Here is a 17,685-nt window from a genome sequence, read left to right as displayed (position 1 = left end):
AAGGAGAGTTGTCAAAATGATGGATCAATTTCTATGGGTGTTGTTTCCCTATATCATTTTTGCAATCTTTATCGGTGGGCATATTTTCAGATACAACTATGATCAATTTGGATGGACATCAAAATCTAGTGAACTATTAGAGAAGAAAATGCTCCGAATCGGAAGTTTATTATTCCACTTTGGGATAATGTTCGTAATTGGCGGTCATGTTATGGGGATTTTAATTCCAGAGTCCGTATACCGTTCAATGGGTATTTCTGAGCATATGTATCATATAGTAGCAATTAGTTTCGGGCTTCCGGCAGGTGTTGCTTCTATCATTGGTTTAGTTATATTAACGTATCGCCGTGTAACAGTAAAACGTATCATTGCAACGAGTACAAAGGGAGATTATATTGCGCTTATTTTATTACTTATCGTAATGCTGGCAGGACTTTCCTCAACGTTTTTAAATATCGACTCAAAAGGGTTTGATTATCGCACAACAATCGGTCCTTGGTTCCGAAGTCTCTTTATTTTCCAACCAAAGATCGAATATATGACGGAAGTACCTGTATGGTTTAAAATTCATATTATTGCAGGTATGGGGCTTTTCGCAGTATGGCCATTTACAAGACTTGTACATGTATTTAGTGCCCCAATTAAATATTTAAGTCGCAGTTATGTAATTTACAGAAGACGTATTCCTAATGAATTGAAAAAATAATACCGCTGTAAACGGATAAGAGTTAGAAGCTAACATGAAACGAGGTCTAATGGAAGGCCTCGTCTTTTTTTATAGGAGATAACTGTGTGAATGAAACGAGGCGAACTATTAAATAGTAGCTTAATATGAAAAAAAGAGTAGCATCTAAATAAGATGCTACTCAATGCTACAAACAGAGGCAGAGCAATCTTCACAAGCAATTTCACATTTTAGGAATTGTAAATCATGAATTGTAATCTTTCCTTTATAAATAGAAATCGTGCCTTGTTTTTTTAAATCATTTAACATTCGATTTACACTTTCACGCGAAGTTGCACAGAAATTTGCAAGTTCTTGATTTGTTAATGGTAAATCGATGAGAATCCCATTTTCTTTTAACACACCATAACTATTTGTCATTCGAATGAGAGTAGAATATAGGGCACCTTTTTTGCCGTGTAATACTAAATCTCGGAATTTCGTTTGCATTCTTCTTAAATGTTCACTAATCCATTTCATAAATTCAAATACAAGAGCGGGCTTTTGGAGTAATGCTTTTTCTAAGGCTTCACGCTTTATAACTCCTACTTCAACATCTTCAAGGCATTTTGAATTTAATAAATACTTTGCATTGTCCGTGAACAATGTTAATTCGCCAATAATGTCATATTCCGAACAAATACGAAGTGTTAATTCTTGCCCGTCAGCACTTAGTTTACTAATTTGTACTTTTCCTGAGTGGATGATATAGAGTTCTGTTGCTTCCATACCTTCTTGAAAAATAAAACTTCCTTTTTTTATCTGCATTTTATATTCAACAGATGCAAGTAATTCCTTTAAATCTTGAGATAATGTCATACTGTTTGCCACAGCGATCACCTTTCTTCTTATAAGCAATACATTTCCTATTTTGAGTGTAAGTATGATGAAAATGCAAGAGCTATTTTAAAAATAAATTAAAATTTCAATGACCGCAAGGAGGGATAGTCTTAAATTTCTAAACGGATACTTGCAGTAAGGGAATATATGACTCTAAGCTTTTGGTTTAAGAAAAGATAAACAATAAAAAATTTCAATGTGTATAGAGAATAGGTCGAGATGTGAACAAAATTCGAACGGATTTGTGAAGAATTTTTGAATGGGGAAAGTAATGTGAGAAAAGTCACATTGAATATATAGCATCTTTTTTATAATGAAGGCAAATGAAAATTTGAAAGCTTACTAAGGATTTGAGTAGAAAAGAAGGGATATAGATGCACGAGAAGATGAAAGATTCTTTAGAGCGGCCACTTCAAGATTTACGTATTTCAGTTATTGACCGTTGTAATTTTAGGTGCACGTACTGTATGCCGGCGGAAGTGTTCGGACCTGATTACGCCTTTTTGCAGGAAGAATTTTTATTAACGTTCGATGAAATAGAAAGATTAGCGAGATTATTTATAAGTATGGGAGTTGAAAAAATTAGGCTTACTGGCGGTGAACCATTATTGCGTAAAGACTTACCGAAGTTAATTGCAAGGCTTGCAAAGCTAGAAGGTTTAACGGATATTGGACTCACAACAAACGGTATTCATTTAGCAAAACAAGCGAAGGCATTAAAAGAAGCGGGATTAAAACGTGTAAATATTAGTTTAGATGCGATAGAGGATCATGTCTTCCAAAAAATTAATGGACGAAATGTAAGTACAAAACCTGTATTGAAAGGAATTGAAGCAGCAAAGGCAGCTGGATTAGAAGTAAAGGTAAATATGGTCGTAAAAAAAGGGATGAATGATAGTCAAATTCTTCTTATGGCTCGTTATTTTAAAGAACAAGAAATTCAGCTTCGTTTTATCGAGTTTATGGATGTGGGCAGTACGAACGGTTGGAACTTTGAACAAGTTATTACGAAGGAACAATTAATAGAGAAAATTAATCGTGTATATCCTATTGAGCCCGTTAACCCTCGTTACTTTGGAGAGGTAGCGAAATTGTATCGATATGTAGGGAGCGATGCAGAAATTGGATTTATTACTTCTGTTTCTGAGTCATTTTGTTCTTCTTGTACGAGGGCACGTATTTCGGCAGACGGTAAGTTTTTTACGTGCTTATTCGCAACCCAAGGAACGGATTTACGAACGCTTCTTCGAGAAAATATTTCCGATGCATCACTATTAAAAATTCTACAGCATACATGGGAGCTTAGAAAAGATCGGTATTCAGATGAACGAACGGCAGAAAGTACAAAAAAACGTCCAAAAGTTGAAATGTCTTACATTGGTGGATAACGAAAGGAGGATTCCATATGCAGGAGCGTTATTCAAGGCAAGTATTATTTTCTGGAATTGGTGAAATGGGACAAAGAAAAATAAGAGAAAAACATGTGCTCCTAATTGGTGCGGGTGCGCTAGGAGCTGCAAATGCGGAAGCGCTCGTTAGGATGGGAATTGGGAAATTGACAATTGCTGACCGCGATTACGTCGAATGGAGTAATTTACAGCGGCAGCAGTTATATACAGAAGAAGATGCGCAGCAGTGCAAACCAAAAGCAATTGCATCGGCAGAACATTTAAGAAAGATTAATTCTGAAGTAGAAATTGTGCCTGTTGTAACGGATGTTACAATGCAAGAAATGGAAGAGTTAACAAAAGAAGTGGATCTCATATTAGATGCGACTGATAATTTTGATACGCGACTACTTATAAATGATATTTCACAAAAAGAAAATATACCTTGGATATACGGTGGATGCATTGGAAGTTACGGTGTAACGTATACAATTCTTCCAGGGGAAACACCGTGTTTTCGCTGCTTAATGGATCATCCTATGAGCGGTGCAACATGTGATACAGCAGGAATCATTCAGCCAGCTGTACAAATGGTCGTTGCTCACCAAGTGACAGAAGCGATGAAAATATTGGTGGATGATTTTCAGGCGCTGCGAGGGACAATGTTATCATTTGATATTTGGAACAATCAATATCTCTCATTAAAAGTAAATAGGCAGAAAAAAAGTACATGTCCATCTTGTGGAAATGTACGCACGTACCCAAGTTTAACATTTGAATCACAGATGAAAACTGAAGTGTTATGCGGGCGGAATACCGTTCAAATCCGTCCAGGAATAGAGAAAACTCTTAATTTAGAAGAAATTCAAAAGCGCTTACAAAAAAGTGTGAATGTCCAAAAAACTCCGTATTTACTATCGTTTCTAATTGATGAATATCGTTGTGTTTTATTTACAGACGGTAGGGCATTTATTCATGGGACAAATGATATGAAAATAGCAAAACGATTATACGCAAAATATATAGGATGAACAGAAAGAAAGTTTCTCCTTATCAAAATGAGGTGAAAAAAGAATGATAGAAAAACGTATACCAATTCCAGTGGCAGAAGCAGTCGCACGTGTAATGGAGTACGCTCATCGAGGTGAAACTGAAAAGGTTTCACTTATAGAAAGCTATGGAAGAATTCTTGGAGAAGATGTTGTTGCGGATCATGATATCCCGCATTTTGATCGCTCTCCATACGACGGGTTTGCGATTCGAGCGGAAGATACAAAAGAAGCAAGTAGCAGTAATCCGATTCAGTTCGAAGTTATTGGTGAAATTGGGGCTGGTTTTGTTTTTACAAAAGAGGTGAAAGCATTTCAAGCTGTACGTATTATGACAGGAGCCGCAATTCCAGTGGGCTGTGATGCCGTTGTTATGTTAGAGCTAACGGAAGGGTTTGAAGAAAACGAAAAAACATATATGAAGTTAAAACGCCCTTTCGCCTCTGGTGATAACATTTCTTTTAAAGGAGAAGATGTAAAACAAAACGCCCTACTTGTGAAAAAAGGGACTGCTATTAATCCTGGAGTAGCAGCGCTTCTTGCTACATTTGGTTATAGTTCAGTAAATGTTGTAAGACAGCCGGTTATTGGGATCGTAACAACAGGAAGTGAACTTTTGGAAGTACATGAGCAACTGAAACAAGGGAAGATTCGAAATAGTAACTCCTATATGATAGCCGCTCAAGCTGAACGAGCAGGTGGAATTGTACGGTATTATGGACAATTCGTTGACGATTTAGAGACGTGTTATAACACTGTAAAAAAGGCGATGAAAGAAGTTGATATTTTAATTACAACTGGTGGTGTTTCAGTAGGAGACTATGATTATTTACCTGCTATTTATGAGAGATTACAAGCTAATGTACTTTTCAATAAAATAGCGATGCGACCAGGAAGTGTGACAACTGTAGCTGAGCTAGAAGGAAAACTATTATTTGGTCTATCTGGTAATCCTTCTGCTTGTTATGTCGGATGTGAATTATACGTTCGACCAGTCATTCAAACATATTTGCATAGGAAAGATCCGCATGTATATCGTGCAGAAGCAATTTTACAAAAAGACTTTCCGAAAGCAAACCCATTTACTCGTTTTGTAAGAGGAAAAGTGGAAATTGTAGATGGTCAATTGCAAGTTATACCAGTTGGTTTAGATAAATCTAGTGCAATTTCTTCACTTGCAGATGCGAATGCATTTATCGTTTTACCGGGTGGAACAAGAGGATTTGAAGCAGGAATAACTGTTTCTGTACTGTTATTAGAATCGAACTTAGGAAGCGAGTGGCCATGGGAAGAACCACTTCGATCATACAAATAGTAGAAAAATAGATTGATGGATTTTCCACAGATTAGGATCCCATTTAATGATCTGTGTAAAAAATGTTTTAGACAAAGATAAGAGGTGCAAGATGACACATACGTATTATGAAGTAATTGATACACCTATTTCGATTGAAGATGTTACAAGTAAAGTAATTCGGCGTGAGTGTGGTGCTGTTACTACTTTTATTGGTACTGTCAGAGAATTTACGAAAGGACGTCGTACGCTATATTTAGAGTATGTGGCTTATAAGAATATGGCGGAAAAACAGCTCGAGAAAATTGGTATCGAAGTAGAAGAGAAGTGGCCTGGGACATATGTGGCAATTACACATCGCATTGGTACATTGCAAATTTCTGATCTTGCCGTTGTTGTCGCCGTTTCTACACCACATCGGAAAGCAGCTTATGAGGCGAATGAATATATTATGGAACGTATTAAACAAATTGTTCCGATTTGGAAAAAGGAGTTTTGGGAAGATGGTGAGTCATGGATAGGTGATCAGTTAGAGAAAGTAGCATATGTAAATGGTGAGCCTGAAAAGGAGATGAGAAGATGATTGACGTACTATTATTTGCAAATTTGCAAGAAGAAGCAAGTAAGTCAACGTTGCAAATAGATTGTGAAAATATTACGGTTGCTGAGGTAAAAGATATTCTTATAAAGAAATACAACGTAGCAATTTCAAACGAAATTATGGTCGCTATAAATGAAGAATATGCAAATGAAGACGACATCATTCAAACTGGTGATGTTGTAGCAATGATTCCGCCAGTAAGTGGTGGTTGATTCTTTTCAGTCTAATCATGTTAGTACGTGATTAGACTGGAGGGAATTAATATAACTATGCATACATAGGAGGGAACAGGATGAAAAGTCCTAATTTTCAATTAAGCTTACAAACTTTTAATCTAGTTATCGGTTTTATGGTATGGGTCATTTTATCATCATTAATGCCTTATATTAAAGCGGATATTCCATTAACTGCGGGACAAATTTCTATGGTCACAGCAGTACCCGTTATTTTAGGTTCTATTCTTCGCATTCCAATTGGTTATTGGACAAATCGTTATGGAGCAAGAAAATTATTCTTTATTAGTTTTATTCTCTTATTATTCCCTGTCTTTTATATTAGTGTTGCCAATTCTATGATGGATTTAATTATTGGTGGCTTATTTGTAGGAATCGGTGGAGCTGTTTTCTCGGTAGGGGTAACTTCTTTACCAAAATACTTTCCGAAAGAGAGTCACGGTTTTGTAAATGGTATTTACGGTGTCGGTAACGCAGGAACAGCAATTACTTCTTTCTTAGCACCTGTTATTGCAACTTCAGTTGGCTGGAGAACAACTGTACAGTGTTATTTAGTTTTACTTGCAGCATTTGCACTTATGAACTTTTTATTAGGCGATCGTAAGGAGAAAAAGGTGAATACACCATTAATAGAACAAATAAAAGGTGTATATAAAAATGAAAAACTTTGGTTTTTATGTATCTTTTACTTTTTAACATTCGGATCATTTGTAGCATTCACAGTATATTTACCAAACTTTTTAGTATCTCACTTCGGATTAGAGAAAGTAGATGCAGGTATGCGGACAGCAGGATTCATCGTATTAGCAACAATGATGCGTCCAGTTGGTGGTTGGCTCGGTGACAAGTTTAATCCATTTAAAATATTAATCTTTGTATTTATTGGTTTAACACTATCGGGTATTATTTTATCATTTATGCCTAGCATGCATGTGTATACATTTGGTTGCTTACTAGTTGCATTTTGTGCAGGTATTGGAAATGGTACAATCTTTAAACTCGTTCCAATGTATTTCTCTGAGCAAGCAGGGATTGTAAATGGGGTTGTGTCAGCTTTAGGTGGATTAGGAGGGTTCTTCCCGCCATTAATTTTAACATTGCTATTCCAACTAACAGGTCATTATGCAATTGGATTTATGGCATTGTCAGAAGTAGCACTTGCTTGTTTAATCATTACAGTGTGGATGTATAGCCAAGAGAAGCTGTTAGTGATGTTAAAGAATAATTAATAAGAAAAAAAGGATGTCTAGTAGAGGCATCCTTTTTTTTACTTGAACAAAAGAGAATGAATTGTTTTATTAATAACAAGGCTCTTTTCGTAAATAATGTTGCTTTATTGCATAAGAATTTTATCCTTATTGATTTTATGAGATTTTTACGCATAATTGTAACTAAGGGAGATGATTCCAAGTTGAGTAAACCGAATATCAGCACAACAGTTTCAGGAGATTTAATTGTTACCCATCTAATTGGCAAGATAAAAACAGATGATGTTTATGAATGGTTTAATGGCTTTGAGCAGGTTTGTCAGCAATTCATTTCCGAGGGTCGGAAATACAAATTGTTGGTGAATAGAAAAGGATACACGCCAAATCATTTTTCTGTTCAAAAAGCATGGAAAGATAAGTTCTTCAATGAAACCATTTTGAATCACAGTAAGGCAATTGCGTTTCTCCTTGAAGAAGGGGAGATAATGAATTATTTACAACAATCCAATACAAAAGAATCTGTAAAATTTTTTGATGATTATGAACAAGCGCTAATTTGGTTGAATGAATATCCAATATAAAACCTTTATTGAACCAGTTGCTCTCAATAAACTGTTTTTTTTATGCCGTAATGTTGCAGTTGTCATAAAATTCACTTGCTTACAAGTTTCCAACACCATTATTTTTCTTCGCAGATTCTTGTCCAATTGCTTGTGCGATTCTAAAAAACGAAACCAAAACAAAAAGAACAAACGCCTCTAAAAAACGTTTGTCCAAAGTTAATTACTATTTTAGCTAAGAAATAGATTACAATTTGTGAGTACGAGAAAGTCTTTTTATAAGATTAGGAAGGACAGAAGTTAATTCTTGTTTCATACGCTTTGTAAACGATGGATCTTTACCTGAAGTTGAAATGCTGACAATATATTCATCATTTCGTATGACGCCAGGTGTGTGAAATGATGATGCTGTACCATCACTTACAACGTTAACCCATTGGAAATCATGGGCGGCCTGTTTGACCATCAAATTTACAGTATGTTGATTTGTTGTCGCATAAATAAGATGGGCACCTTTAATGTCATCATTAGTAAAAGTTTTTTGCTTCCATGTAATATAAGGAAGCTCCTTCATTTCCTCACAAATCTCTGGGCTAACAACTGTGACAAAAGCACCTGTATCTTTTAATCCAGCCGCTTTTCGATATGCAATTTTACCACCACCAATTATAACAACTACTTTTTGATCTAGATTAAACATAAGAGGGTACATGCTATACATACACACATTCCTCCATTCGTTCTAATAATGCTAACTTCATATATGTATCAAACTGAAGACAATTACAAGTTGTAACGTGATCATATTTTTTTGTGTGCAATTTAATTTTTTGAAGCAATAATCCGGTAAAGAGTAGGTATGGCATGACATATACATTGGAAGCAGCTGATGTTATATTTTTAAGTTCAACAGTAAAAGAGGGAGTTCCTTTTGTTAAAAAGGAACAAGATACTGGCATACCAAGTTTTCTTTCGACAGCTGCTCCAATTTGTTGTAACTCATATATGGGCTGAGGATCACTACTACCTCGTCCCACGAGCAGAACGCTACTACCTTGCATTGGCATAGTTTCACGTATGCGTTTTACTACAAGTTCAACCATACGTGGATGCGTACTAAAAGGTGGTGCAACTGAAAATGTTATATGTGGATATTTCTTTTGTATTTGCTCTATCTCAAAAGGAATATCACGTTTATAATGAGCAGCTGCAAATAATAAAACAGGTACAATCATTATTTCAGTTGCTCCCTCTATTACCGCTTCTGTAACTGCATCTTGAATGGTAGGAGTTGTGAGTTCAAGAAAAGCTATTTTTTGAATCCTTTCGTTACGTTCTTTCATAACAGATTGAATAAAGTGAATGAATTGTTCGTTACCTTTTTGTAATCGGCTACCGTGTCCAACATATACAATTCCTTTCATTGTGCCACCATATCCTTCTTCGTAATAATGTCTTGTAATTGATGATCTACATTATGAAACCCGACTTTATTCGCATAGTGTAAAGTAGGAACGTCTGTATACGAGAATGGAAGAGTAAGAACATGCATAAAACCAAGGCGTTTAACTTCTGCTAGAAACGTATCAATTGAAGCACGCCCTTCAAATACAATGCTATCCCATGAGAATTCAGAAAGCATACGTGAATGAATTTCATCGAAGCGATTATCAATTGTATACTCATGAGTCATCATATAAGACCCAGCACCAATTTTTTCTTGAATAAAAGCAATTCGGTTAATGTTTCGGCCTAAATAAATAGTAGAAAGAGAAGAAAACTGTGCAGGTTTACTTAACAATCCATATTGCGTAAGCTTTTCTTGAACGGAAAGGTTCATATATTGAAGTTCCGCGTGTAAGGAACGAATATCTTTATGATGTTTACTGCATGATCGCATCAAGATTTCTATACTTTCAGCAGAACAAAATACAAGGCGATCAACGCTAAAAATCTCATTGATTTGTTCAGAGGTTAATGTGTATTCTTTCTTTTTGAAAGTTGGAATTTGATATATTTCTGCACCGCATTCTTGTAACATTTGTTTTATTGAACTTTCTTTATTTGTAGCAGCTGAAAATAATACTTTTTTACCGTGCAATGGTTTACGTTCTTTCCAAGCGATTTGATTACGTAAGGAAACGACATCACCAACAATCGTCATTGAAGGATTAGAAATATTTTCGTTTTTGACCACATGAACAATGGTTGAAAGTGTCCCTGTGACAACGCGTTGTTTGCCAGTTGTACCCCATTCAATGACTGCTACTGGCGTATCTTCTTTTTTTCCTGCTTGTAGTAAGTTTTCACAAATGGTAGGTAAGTTTTTTATACCCATGTAGTAGGCGATTGTGTCGCTATTGTGGGATGAATTATATTTTCCATGATCGGTTAAAGGACCTTTTGCATGTCCAGTTAGTAAAGTAACGCTATTACTGTAGTTACGGTGGGTGAGGGGGATACCTGCATAACTACTAGCGGCGATGCTAGATGTAATACCTGGTACAATTTCATATGGAATGTTCGCTGCTGCTAAAGTTTCTGCTTCTTCACCAACACGACCAAAAATAGAGGGATCTCCGCCTTTTAAGCGTACAACGGTTTTTCCTTCTTTCGCAAATTGAAGGAGGTGGGCGTTAATCATTTCTTGTCGCATAATATGATTCTTTGGCATTTTTCCGCAATAAATAAGTTCACATGTTTCTTTTGTATAACTAAGAAAGGTAGGATTTAATAAGCGGTCATATAAGACGATATCTGCACGCTTTAAGCAATCTATCGCTTTTTTTGTAATAAGCCCTTCCTCACCTGGTCCTGCACCAACTAAATATACATATCCGTTCATATTCGCACCTCGTCTATTTTTATTTAATAAGGAAGCCAGGGGAGGCTTCCTTTTGTAAATTACATGTATATATAAATATCTCCGTCAATAACTTCTACATCATACGTTTGAATACAACCGTCATCAGGTTTTTGAACTTCACCTGTTATTAATGAAATTTTCCAATCATGTAGTGGACAAAAGACGAATTCACCGGAGACAATTCCTTCTGCTAATGGTCCATTTTTATGAGGGCAACGATTTTCTACAGCTCGAATATCACCATTTGAAAGGCGGAATAGGGCGATAGACATATCCTTGATTTGAACCTCTTTACCGATTTGAATTGGAAGGTCTTCTGCACGCATAACTTTTATTTTTTCTTTCGTTTGTACCATATGGATCACGGCTCCTTATTTTACATTCTCTACTTCATACATCGCTTTTAATGACTGCGTTTCTAGTGCTTGTCCCCATGCTTCTTTATATGTGTTACGAGCTGTTTGGAAACGCTCATTTAGCATAGTGACCATACTTGTATCTTGTAGTATTTCTTTTATGTGATCGAAGCCTAATCGTTCTGTCCAATAGGCAGTACGCTCCCCGTAAATACCAGTTTCACGATAATATTGTACGTAAGCTGTAGCGATGCGAAGGACATCGTCTTCAGTAGGTACAATCATTACAAAATCAGCTTCACGTACTTCTGTACCACCATTTCCACCGATATAAAGTTGGAATCCATTTTCAACACAAACAACGCCAAAATCTTTCGTAAGTACTTCAGCACAGTTACGTGGACAACCCGTTACACCCATTTTCATTTTATGAGGTGTATCTACCATTTCTAATGATTGTTCAAGGAGCATACCAAGCCCTAATGAATCTTTCGTACCGAAACGACAGAAGCGAGAACCAACACATGATTTTACATTACGAAGGGATTTTGAATACGCATATCCAGAAGTCATATTTAAATCAGCCCATACGTTAGGTAAATCTTGTTTCTTAACACCATATAAGCCGATTCGACTTGCACCTGTAATTTTCACAAGAGGAACATCATATTTTTTCGCAACTTCAGCAATTTTCATTAAATCATCTGCTGTTGTAACGCCTCCGTACATACGTGGAATAACAGAAAATGTACCATCATGCTGGATGTTACCATTCATTCTTTCATTAACGAAACGGGATGATTTATCATCTGCATATTCTTCCGGAATTGCCATACGTAAATAGTAGTTTAATGCAGGACGACATTTCGAACATCCGTCTTCATGTACAAAACCAAGTACATTTCGTACTTCTTTTGGTGATTTTAAACCTTTTTCATAAATGGCCGCTACGACTTCATCACGTGATAACGTTGTACATCCACACATACCAATAGATTGTGCAGAGGCATCAAAAGCATCTCCAAGTGTATGAGATAAAATTTGTTCAACAAGTGGACGACATTTACCACAAGACCCCGCGGCTTTCGTGCATCCTTTAACTTCTTCAAAAGTTGTTAACTCTTGTTCTAAAATGGCATGAACAATTGCTCCTTTAGTAACACCATTACATCCGCAAACAGTGTCATCCGCACTCATAGTAGCAACGTTAAGTTCACTTTCCTCACCAGCCTTGTGAAGAAGGGAAGCGGCTGTATATTCTTGTATGTCTTCTTCTTTCTTTAACATGCTAAAGAGGCGTGTACCATCAGCAGTATCACCATATAAAACAATACCGACGACTTTATTGTCACGAATTAATACCTTTTTATAGGAACGTTTACATTCATCAAATATTGAAATCGCTTTTGTTTGATCATCTTCATAAATTTGACCAGCAGAGAATAAATCACAACCTGCAACTTTCAATTGTGTACCAACGATACTGCCCGCATATCCAGCAGTTTGTAAATGTGTTATATGTTTTGCTAATATTGCACCTTGTTCATAAAGAGGAGCAACAAGTCCATATGCAATACCGTCATGTTCTGCACATTCTCCAACTGCATAAATGGACTCATCATTTGTTTGCATATAGTCGTTGACTACAATGCCGCGATTTACAATTAAATCAGCATCTTTTGCTATTTGAGTATTCGGACGTATTCCGACAGCCATTACGATTAAATCGCAATTTACAATTTCACCATCTTCAAATTGAATGCCCTCGACATGATCTGTTCCAAGAATCTTTACAGTTTTCTTTTCCATTAGAAACTCCATGCCTTGTGCTTCTAAATCTTCACGTAGTAGGGAAGCTGCTTTAGCATCTAACTGTTGCTCCATTAAGCTCGGCATTAAATGAACAACATGTACATCCATCCCTAAGTCAATGAGTCCTCTTGCGGCTTCTAAACCAAGTAATCCACCGCCAATGACAACTGCTTTTTTATAGTCTTTAGCACTGTTTATCATAAATTGTGTATCTTCAATTGTTCGAAATCCTGTCACACCAGGAAGGGCGGAACCTTCAACAGGTAATATAAAAGCACTAGATCCTGTTGCGATAATGAGTTTGTCGTATGTAAGAGTACGATTTTTTTCTGTAACAATGACTTTTTCTTCTCGGTCAATACTTTGAACTCTTTCGTTTGTATATAAAGTTATTTCATTTTCTTTATACCAACTATATTCATTCATAATAATGTCATGCATATTTGTTTTGCCTTGAAGAACATGAGAGAGCATAATACGATTGTAGTTTGGATGCGGTTCATCTCCAAAAATAGTAATATCATATAAACTACTATCATGTTTTAAAATTTCTTCCATACAGCGTATTCCAGCCATACCATTTCCGACCATAACCAAACGTTTTTTCATATTCATTTCCCCTTTTATGTGAAATGTTGAACAAATAATTATATTTCCATTATAGAAAATCAAAATATAGGGAGATGTGATATTTATCACATTTTTATAATGATTCACAAATTGTTAAAATTCGGATTTATATGAAGGAAGAAAAGAAAAGGATATTTGGTTATGTGGACAGATAGCCAGATTGAATTGGAAGTATAAAGGGGAGATGGATGCTTAATAGTCTATGGGGGACCACTGATTAGAAGTTTTATTTTATGAGAGAATACGTTTTTTAGTGGCATTAAAGAAGAGAGAAAGGAGGAATAATCAATTGGGAATGAAGAATCCTCCGTTGAGAAAGTTTCATTTTTTAAAGGATTTCTGCTTCTAAAGCATTAGGGTCAATTATGTAACAGCCATTTTCATCGAGAACAATTAATTTTCTTCGTTTTAATTGACTTATTGTACGACTAACTGTTTCTCTTGAGGATCCAATCATATTGGCGAGCTCTCGATTTGTAAATTGTGTTTTTAATGTATAAGTATCATTTATCTGTGTACCATTTGATTTACATAAACGAAGTAATAACATAATAATTTGTTCATACGTATCATGAAGAATTTGTTCTTCTAATCTGTTTTGAAGATCTACAATTTTTTCTCCCAAAACTTTAAATAATTTAATACATAATTCAGGATGCTGAATCAAAATTTTCTCAAAATCGGCGATTGGAGTAACGATTAATTGTGCAGTATCAATTATTTCGGCATGAGCTGGAAAGACACCTTGCCTAAAGAACCCAGCGTGTGGAAACATTTCGCCAGCTTGAAGTACAGCAACAATTTGCTCTTTTCCAGTTGCATCAGTCTTTTGAATTTTTACTTTCCCTGAGTGGATAAAGAAAACACGGTCAAGTGGCTCACCTTGCATAAATACAAATGACTTAGATTTATATGTTCGTAAACTTGAAATATCTATAATAGGCTGTAGTTCTTCTTCTGAAAGTTCTTTAAAGAGGAAGACCTCTCGTAAATGTTTTTTAATCATTTCTTCATTCATAAATACAACTCCTTAATGCTAACTGATATATTCCTTCGATAAATTAAATTATATCAAGCTGTTCAGTGAAATGGTGGGGGGAAGTGTGAATGTTTTTTACACAATGAAAAAGCAGGACATGAGCATTTATACTCATGTCCTGCGCTTTATTTATGCTTTCGTAATTGCACGCGGAAATAAAATGTTATTTTCTAAATGAATATGTTCAAATAAATCAGATTCAAGAGCTTCAAGGCGTTGGTAAACAAGTCGATAAGTGCCGCAAGCTCCTTCTGGAGGAGTAAAGTCATTTGTCACTTTACGAAGTTCTTTAATAATATTGCCAGCATGGTTATGTTCATTTTCCAATTCATCTACTACTTTACGTAACTTTGCATAGTTTTCATCAGTTGGATTTTGTTCGAATTCTAAAATTAATGGGAAATCTTCCGTTTCTTCTTTAATTAAATGCTGTTCTAATTCAATCTTTAGTTCATGAAATAGCTTATGAATTTGAGCTAAATGAGGCTGGCCTGCCCCATGAACGCGTAATACTTTAGTCACATATGGACTTAACTGTGGCAACTCTTCATTTAAATAGCGATGATGCTTATTTATAACGTGGTCAATCAATTCGCGATAAGAAGCAGTTTTCCAATCAATTTCAGATTCGTTTAATAGTTTCGTTTTATGATAAAGCGTATTTAATTCCGTGATTACCTCTGTTGCCGATAAATTTCTTTCATTAATTGCATCAATAAGTGGTCTGTTACCACCACAACAAAAATCTATTCTATATGATTTAAAAAGATCACTAGCTTTCGGAAATTGTGTAACAATCTCCCCAACAATAGAAGTTTCAGTAAATGTATGTTCCATATGAATGCCTCCATAAAGTTTAAATGTAATATCTAAATCAAGCATAGTGATAAATTAAAATTAATGTGGTGATTTAAATCACTTATTATGTGTCATTTTTGAGAATGATAAATTGATTTTTATTTAAGCAAGAGGAAGAGTAATTAGTCGCAATACTTTACGATAATAAAAAAAGAAGCTTCTACTAAGCTTCTTTTTTTATTACTATTATTCGCATGCAACTCCATCACCGTCTTTATCTAGTTTACGACTATATCCTGGTTGATCTTTATATAAAGGAGCTTTCCCGGCAGCTCTAACTGCGGCACAATTTGCGTAGGATACATTACTAGTATTTCCTGTAGCTGGTTGTGCTTGAACTTGCTGTGCTTTTTGCTGCTCTTCTTGTTGTTTACGAGCTTGTTCATCAGCCTGGCGTTTTTGTTCCTCTTGTTGTTTACGAGCCTGTTCATCAGCCTGGCGTTTTTGTTCCTCTTGCTGTTTGCGAGCTTGCTCATCAGCCTGACGTTGTTGCTCTTCTTGTTGTTTACGAGCTTGTTCATCAGCTAGACGTTTTTGTTCCTCTTGTTGTTTACGAGCTTGCTCATCAGCCTGACGTTTTTGTTCCTCTTGTTGTTTACGAGCTTGCTCATCGGCTTGGCGTTTTTCATCCTCTTGCTTACGAGCTTGTTCTTCTGCTTGACGTTTCTCATCTTCTTGCTTCTGAGTTTTTTCGTCCGCTTCTTTCTTTGCGGCTTCCTTTTTCTTTTCGCTATCTTTTTGCTCTTCGTTGTTAGATGCAACTTCTTTACTAGTTGCTGTCGTTTTTTCAGAAGAAGGAGCTGAAATACTTGTTAGCGCACCAAAAATGACAAACAAAATAGCTGTAATAATAAATTGTCTTTTTGCTACACCCGTTTTCTTAATTACAGATAAGATTGCTAGAACAAGGAAAAAAATAAATAAGACAAAACTTAAAATAGAAAAGAATTCAACAATTGGGTGATTAGAAGTCTCAGCACCGGTTATTATTAAGACGATTGAAATCATGAAAATAATAACGGTAGGACGACCATACTGGATTGCTTTTCCATTTTTCTTAAAGAATGAAATAATACATAAGATTAAAAGAATAATAGCAATAAAAAATAAAGCTGCACCAATATTACTCAAAACTGCCATTTTAATACCTCCATTTGTAAGATTTTCTCTATTGATTATATAGGAATTTATTGAATAGTACATGTTTTTATATAAATTTTGAAAATTAATAAATTTAATAGATAAATAAACATTTATTTTATATATAAGGAAAAATAGATATACTTCCTATTACTTTTTGAAAGAGATTTCATAAATTATAGTATATCGATTGAAAGGAGGAGATTTGAATGGAATTTCAATTGTTAGTGAATTGTATATTACAAGAAGGTAATGCTTACTTTTTAGTAACGAAGGTAGATGATGTAATTACGTTGAAAGTACCAATTACAGCGGGAGTAGCAGGTTTATTTTTAGCTTTAGGTGTACCAAGATGTTCTTAATTTAAATTTTTATAGTAAAAGGATGAGGGACAAGCCTTATCCTTTTACTATTACATAACGTTATTATGTAAACTAAAAAGTTAATACTAATTTTTTATACTATTTTTTCAATAGCACGTTTAAAACAGACATGCATATACTATAATGCTTCATTAGTCTTTTATGATGAAGCATAGTTTTAAAAATTATATCAAAAATAGAGGGGATACTCTTTATATTTATGAAAATAAATGAGGCGCTAGTATACATGAAAAGACGAACGTATGACATTCCAGTCGCATTGCGAAGAGAATGGTTTTTAATAGAGTTAGCGCACTTAACAAAAAAATATGGAATTGAAATTGCAACTAGTAATATAGAAGATGCACCATTTTTAAGAGATCAAGTTAGAGAATTGAAAATCGGAGCTGGTTTACAATACGATAAATATGATGATGAGTACATCATCGAGTTTTAAACAAAGAAGCTGCGTATAAAAGGTTATTAAAGAGACCTTTTATACGCAGCTTTTTTGTAAAGAGAAAGCTTTGTTGAGAAATATTTAATACCCTTATTGCAAAAAGGAATGGATGATTATTTAGAGAATAACGTTGGATAAGAAAGGAATGTCGTTATTAATTTCTTATTCAAATGTATCACAAAAATATTTGATTAAATAGTTTTTTAACAATAGGTATTCACTGAAATGATAACGCTTTCTTTCGGGACGGAAAAAGGGGGATTTT

Annotated in this window: 19 protein-coding genes; 10 read left to right on the top strand and 9 right to left on the bottom strand. The window is 35.1% G+C overall.

The annotated features are described in order from the left end of the window. Positions 1-16 precede the first annotated feature (16 nt). Entirely contained in the window at positions 17-706 is a 690-nt protein-coding gene (narI, locus tag ACTFQM_RS04815; protein WP_440033613.1) for a respiratory nitrate reductase subunit gamma, read from the top strand. Between the two features lie 156 nt (positions 707-862). Here narI and ACTFQM_RS04810 read toward each other — a convergent pair whose 3' ends face one another. Beyond that, positions 863-1,555 carry a Crp/Fnr family transcriptional regulator gene (locus tag ACTFQM_RS04810; protein WP_002171619.1) on the bottom strand — a complete coding sequence of 231 codons (693 nt, stop codon included), beginning with the start codon at positions 1,553-1,555 and terminating at the stop codon, positions 863-865. 383 nt (positions 1,556-1,938) lie between these two features. Between ACTFQM_RS04810 and moaA the strand changes: the two genes are divergently transcribed. From moaA to ACTFQM_RS04775, 7 genes are all read left to right on the top strand, one after another. Beyond that, on the top strand, positions 1,939-2,952 hold the full coding sequence (gene moaA, locus ACTFQM_RS04805) for a GTP 3',8-cyclase MoaA (protein ID WP_440033612.1): 1,014 nt from the start codon (positions 1,939-1,941) through the stop codon (positions 2,950-2,952). Positions 2,953-2,969: 17 nt separating this feature from the next. Further along, the gene (locus ACTFQM_RS04800) at positions 2,970-3,983 is read left to right on the top strand and encodes a molybdopterin-synthase adenylyltransferase MoeB (protein WP_440033611.1); all 1,014 of its coding nucleotides are present in this window, start codon (positions 2,970-2,972) and stop codon (positions 3,981-3,983) included. Between the two features lie 43 nt (positions 3,984-4,026). Next, positions 4,027-5,316 carry a molybdopterin molybdotransferase MoeA gene (locus tag ACTFQM_RS04795; protein WP_440033610.1) on the top strand — a complete coding sequence of 430 codons (1,290 nt, stop codon included), beginning with the start codon at positions 4,027-4,029 and terminating at the stop codon, positions 5,314-5,316. A 91-nt stretch (positions 5,317-5,407) separates the two neighbouring features. Continuing rightward, a complete protein-coding gene (locus ACTFQM_RS04790; protein ID WP_002171623.1) occupies positions 5,408-5,878 on the top strand; it encodes a molybdenum cofactor biosynthesis protein MoaE in 471 nt (156 codons plus the stop codon). Further along, on the top strand, positions 5,875-6,108 hold the full coding sequence (moaD, locus tag ACTFQM_RS04785) for a molybdopterin converting factor subunit 1 (RefSeq protein ID WP_440033609.1): 234 nt from the start codon (positions 5,875-5,877) through the stop codon (positions 6,106-6,108). The genes ACTFQM_RS04790 and moaD overlap by 4 nt, the downstream gene beginning before the upstream one ends. An 80-nt stretch (positions 6,109-6,188) precedes the next feature. Further along, the gene (gene narK / locus ACTFQM_RS04780; protein WP_440033608.1) at positions 6,189-7,358 is read left to right on the top strand and encodes a nitrate transporter NarK; all 1,170 of its coding nucleotides are present in this window, start codon (positions 6,189-6,191) and stop codon (positions 7,356-7,358) included. Between the two features lie 56 nt (positions 7,359-7,414). Beyond that, positions 7,415-7,918: an STAS/SEC14 domain-containing protein gene (locus ACTFQM_RS04775; protein ID WP_440033607.1), complete on the top strand. Its 504-nt coding sequence runs from the start codon at positions 7,415-7,417 to the stop codon at positions 7,916-7,918. Positions 7,919-8,144: 226 nt separating this feature from the next. Here the strand turns inward: ACTFQM_RS04775 and ACTFQM_RS04770 are convergent, their stop codons facing one another. From ACTFQM_RS04770 to ACTFQM_RS04735, 8 genes are all read right to left on the bottom strand, one after another. After that, on the bottom strand, positions 8,145-8,618 hold the full coding sequence (locus ACTFQM_RS04770; protein WP_440033606.1) for a precorrin-2 dehydrogenase: 474 nt from the start codon (positions 8,616-8,618) through the stop codon (positions 8,145-8,147). After that, a complete protein-coding gene (locus ACTFQM_RS04765; RefSeq protein WP_440033605.1) occupies positions 8,611-9,321 on the bottom strand; it encodes a sirohydrochlorin chelatase in 711 nt (236 codons plus the stop codon). Before ACTFQM_RS04765 ends, ACTFQM_RS04770 begins: the two co-directional genes overlap by 8 nt. Beyond that, entirely contained in the window at positions 9,318-10,742 is a 1,425-nt protein-coding gene (locus ACTFQM_RS04760) for a uroporphyrin-III C-methyltransferase (protein WP_440033604.1), read from the bottom strand. Before ACTFQM_RS04760 ends, ACTFQM_RS04765 begins: the two co-directional genes overlap by 4 nt. 59 nt (positions 10,743-10,801) lie before the next feature. Further along, positions 10,802-11,119: a nitrite reductase small subunit NirD gene (gene nirD / locus ACTFQM_RS04755; protein ID WP_265620489.1), complete on the bottom strand. Its 318-nt coding sequence runs from the start codon at positions 11,117-11,119 to the stop codon at positions 10,802-10,804. A 15-nt stretch (positions 11,120-11,134) separates the two neighbouring features. Continuing rightward, entirely contained in the window at positions 11,135-13,540 is a 2,406-nt protein-coding gene (gene nirB, locus ACTFQM_RS04750) for a nitrite reductase large subunit NirB (RefSeq protein WP_440033603.1), read from the bottom strand. Positions 13,541-13,889: 349 nt separating this feature from the next. Continuing rightward, a complete protein-coding gene (locus ACTFQM_RS04745; protein WP_440033602.1) occupies positions 13,890-14,579 on the bottom strand; it encodes a Crp/Fnr family transcriptional regulator in 690 nt (229 codons plus the stop codon). Positions 14,580-14,729: 150 nt separating this feature from the next. After that, on the bottom strand, positions 14,730-15,437 hold the full coding sequence (gene ric, locus ACTFQM_RS04740) for an iron-sulfur cluster repair di-iron protein (RefSeq protein ID WP_400559964.1): 708 nt from the start codon (positions 15,435-15,437) through the stop codon (positions 14,730-14,732). A 207-nt stretch (positions 15,438-15,644) separates the two neighbouring features. Continuing rightward, positions 15,645-16,598, bottom strand: coding sequence for an excalibur calcium-binding domain-containing protein (locus ACTFQM_RS04735; RefSeq protein ID WP_440033601.1), 954 nt, complete (start codon positions 16,596-16,598; stop codon positions 15,645-15,647). A gap of 209 nt (positions 16,599-16,807) precedes the next feature. On the opposite strand from ACTFQM_RS04735, the gene exsG reads away from it, so the two are divergent. Both exsG and ACTFQM_RS04725 read left to right on the top strand, forming a co-directional pair. Beyond that, positions 16,808-16,960, top strand: a complete 153-nt coding sequence (gene exsG, locus ACTFQM_RS04730; RefSeq protein WP_000395674.1) for an exosporium protein ExsG — start codon at positions 16,808-16,810, stop codon at positions 16,958-16,960. Positions 16,961-17,207: 247 nt separating this feature from the next. After that, complete coding sequence (locus tag ACTFQM_RS04725) at positions 17,208-17,417, top strand: hypothetical protein (protein WP_440033600.1); 210 nt, start codon at positions 17,208-17,210, stop codon at positions 17,415-17,417. Positions 17,418-17,685 lie beyond the last annotated feature (268 nt).

Origin of the sequence: Bacillus cereus group sp. MYBK30-2 (genome assembly GCF_051915945.1) — a bacterium.
In the GTDB taxonomy this organism is placed as follows: domain Bacteria; phylum Bacillota; class Bacilli; order Bacillales; family Bacillaceae_G; genus Bacillus_A; species Bacillus_A paramycoides.
This window is presented reverse-complemented; position numbering and strand designations above follow the sequence as displayed.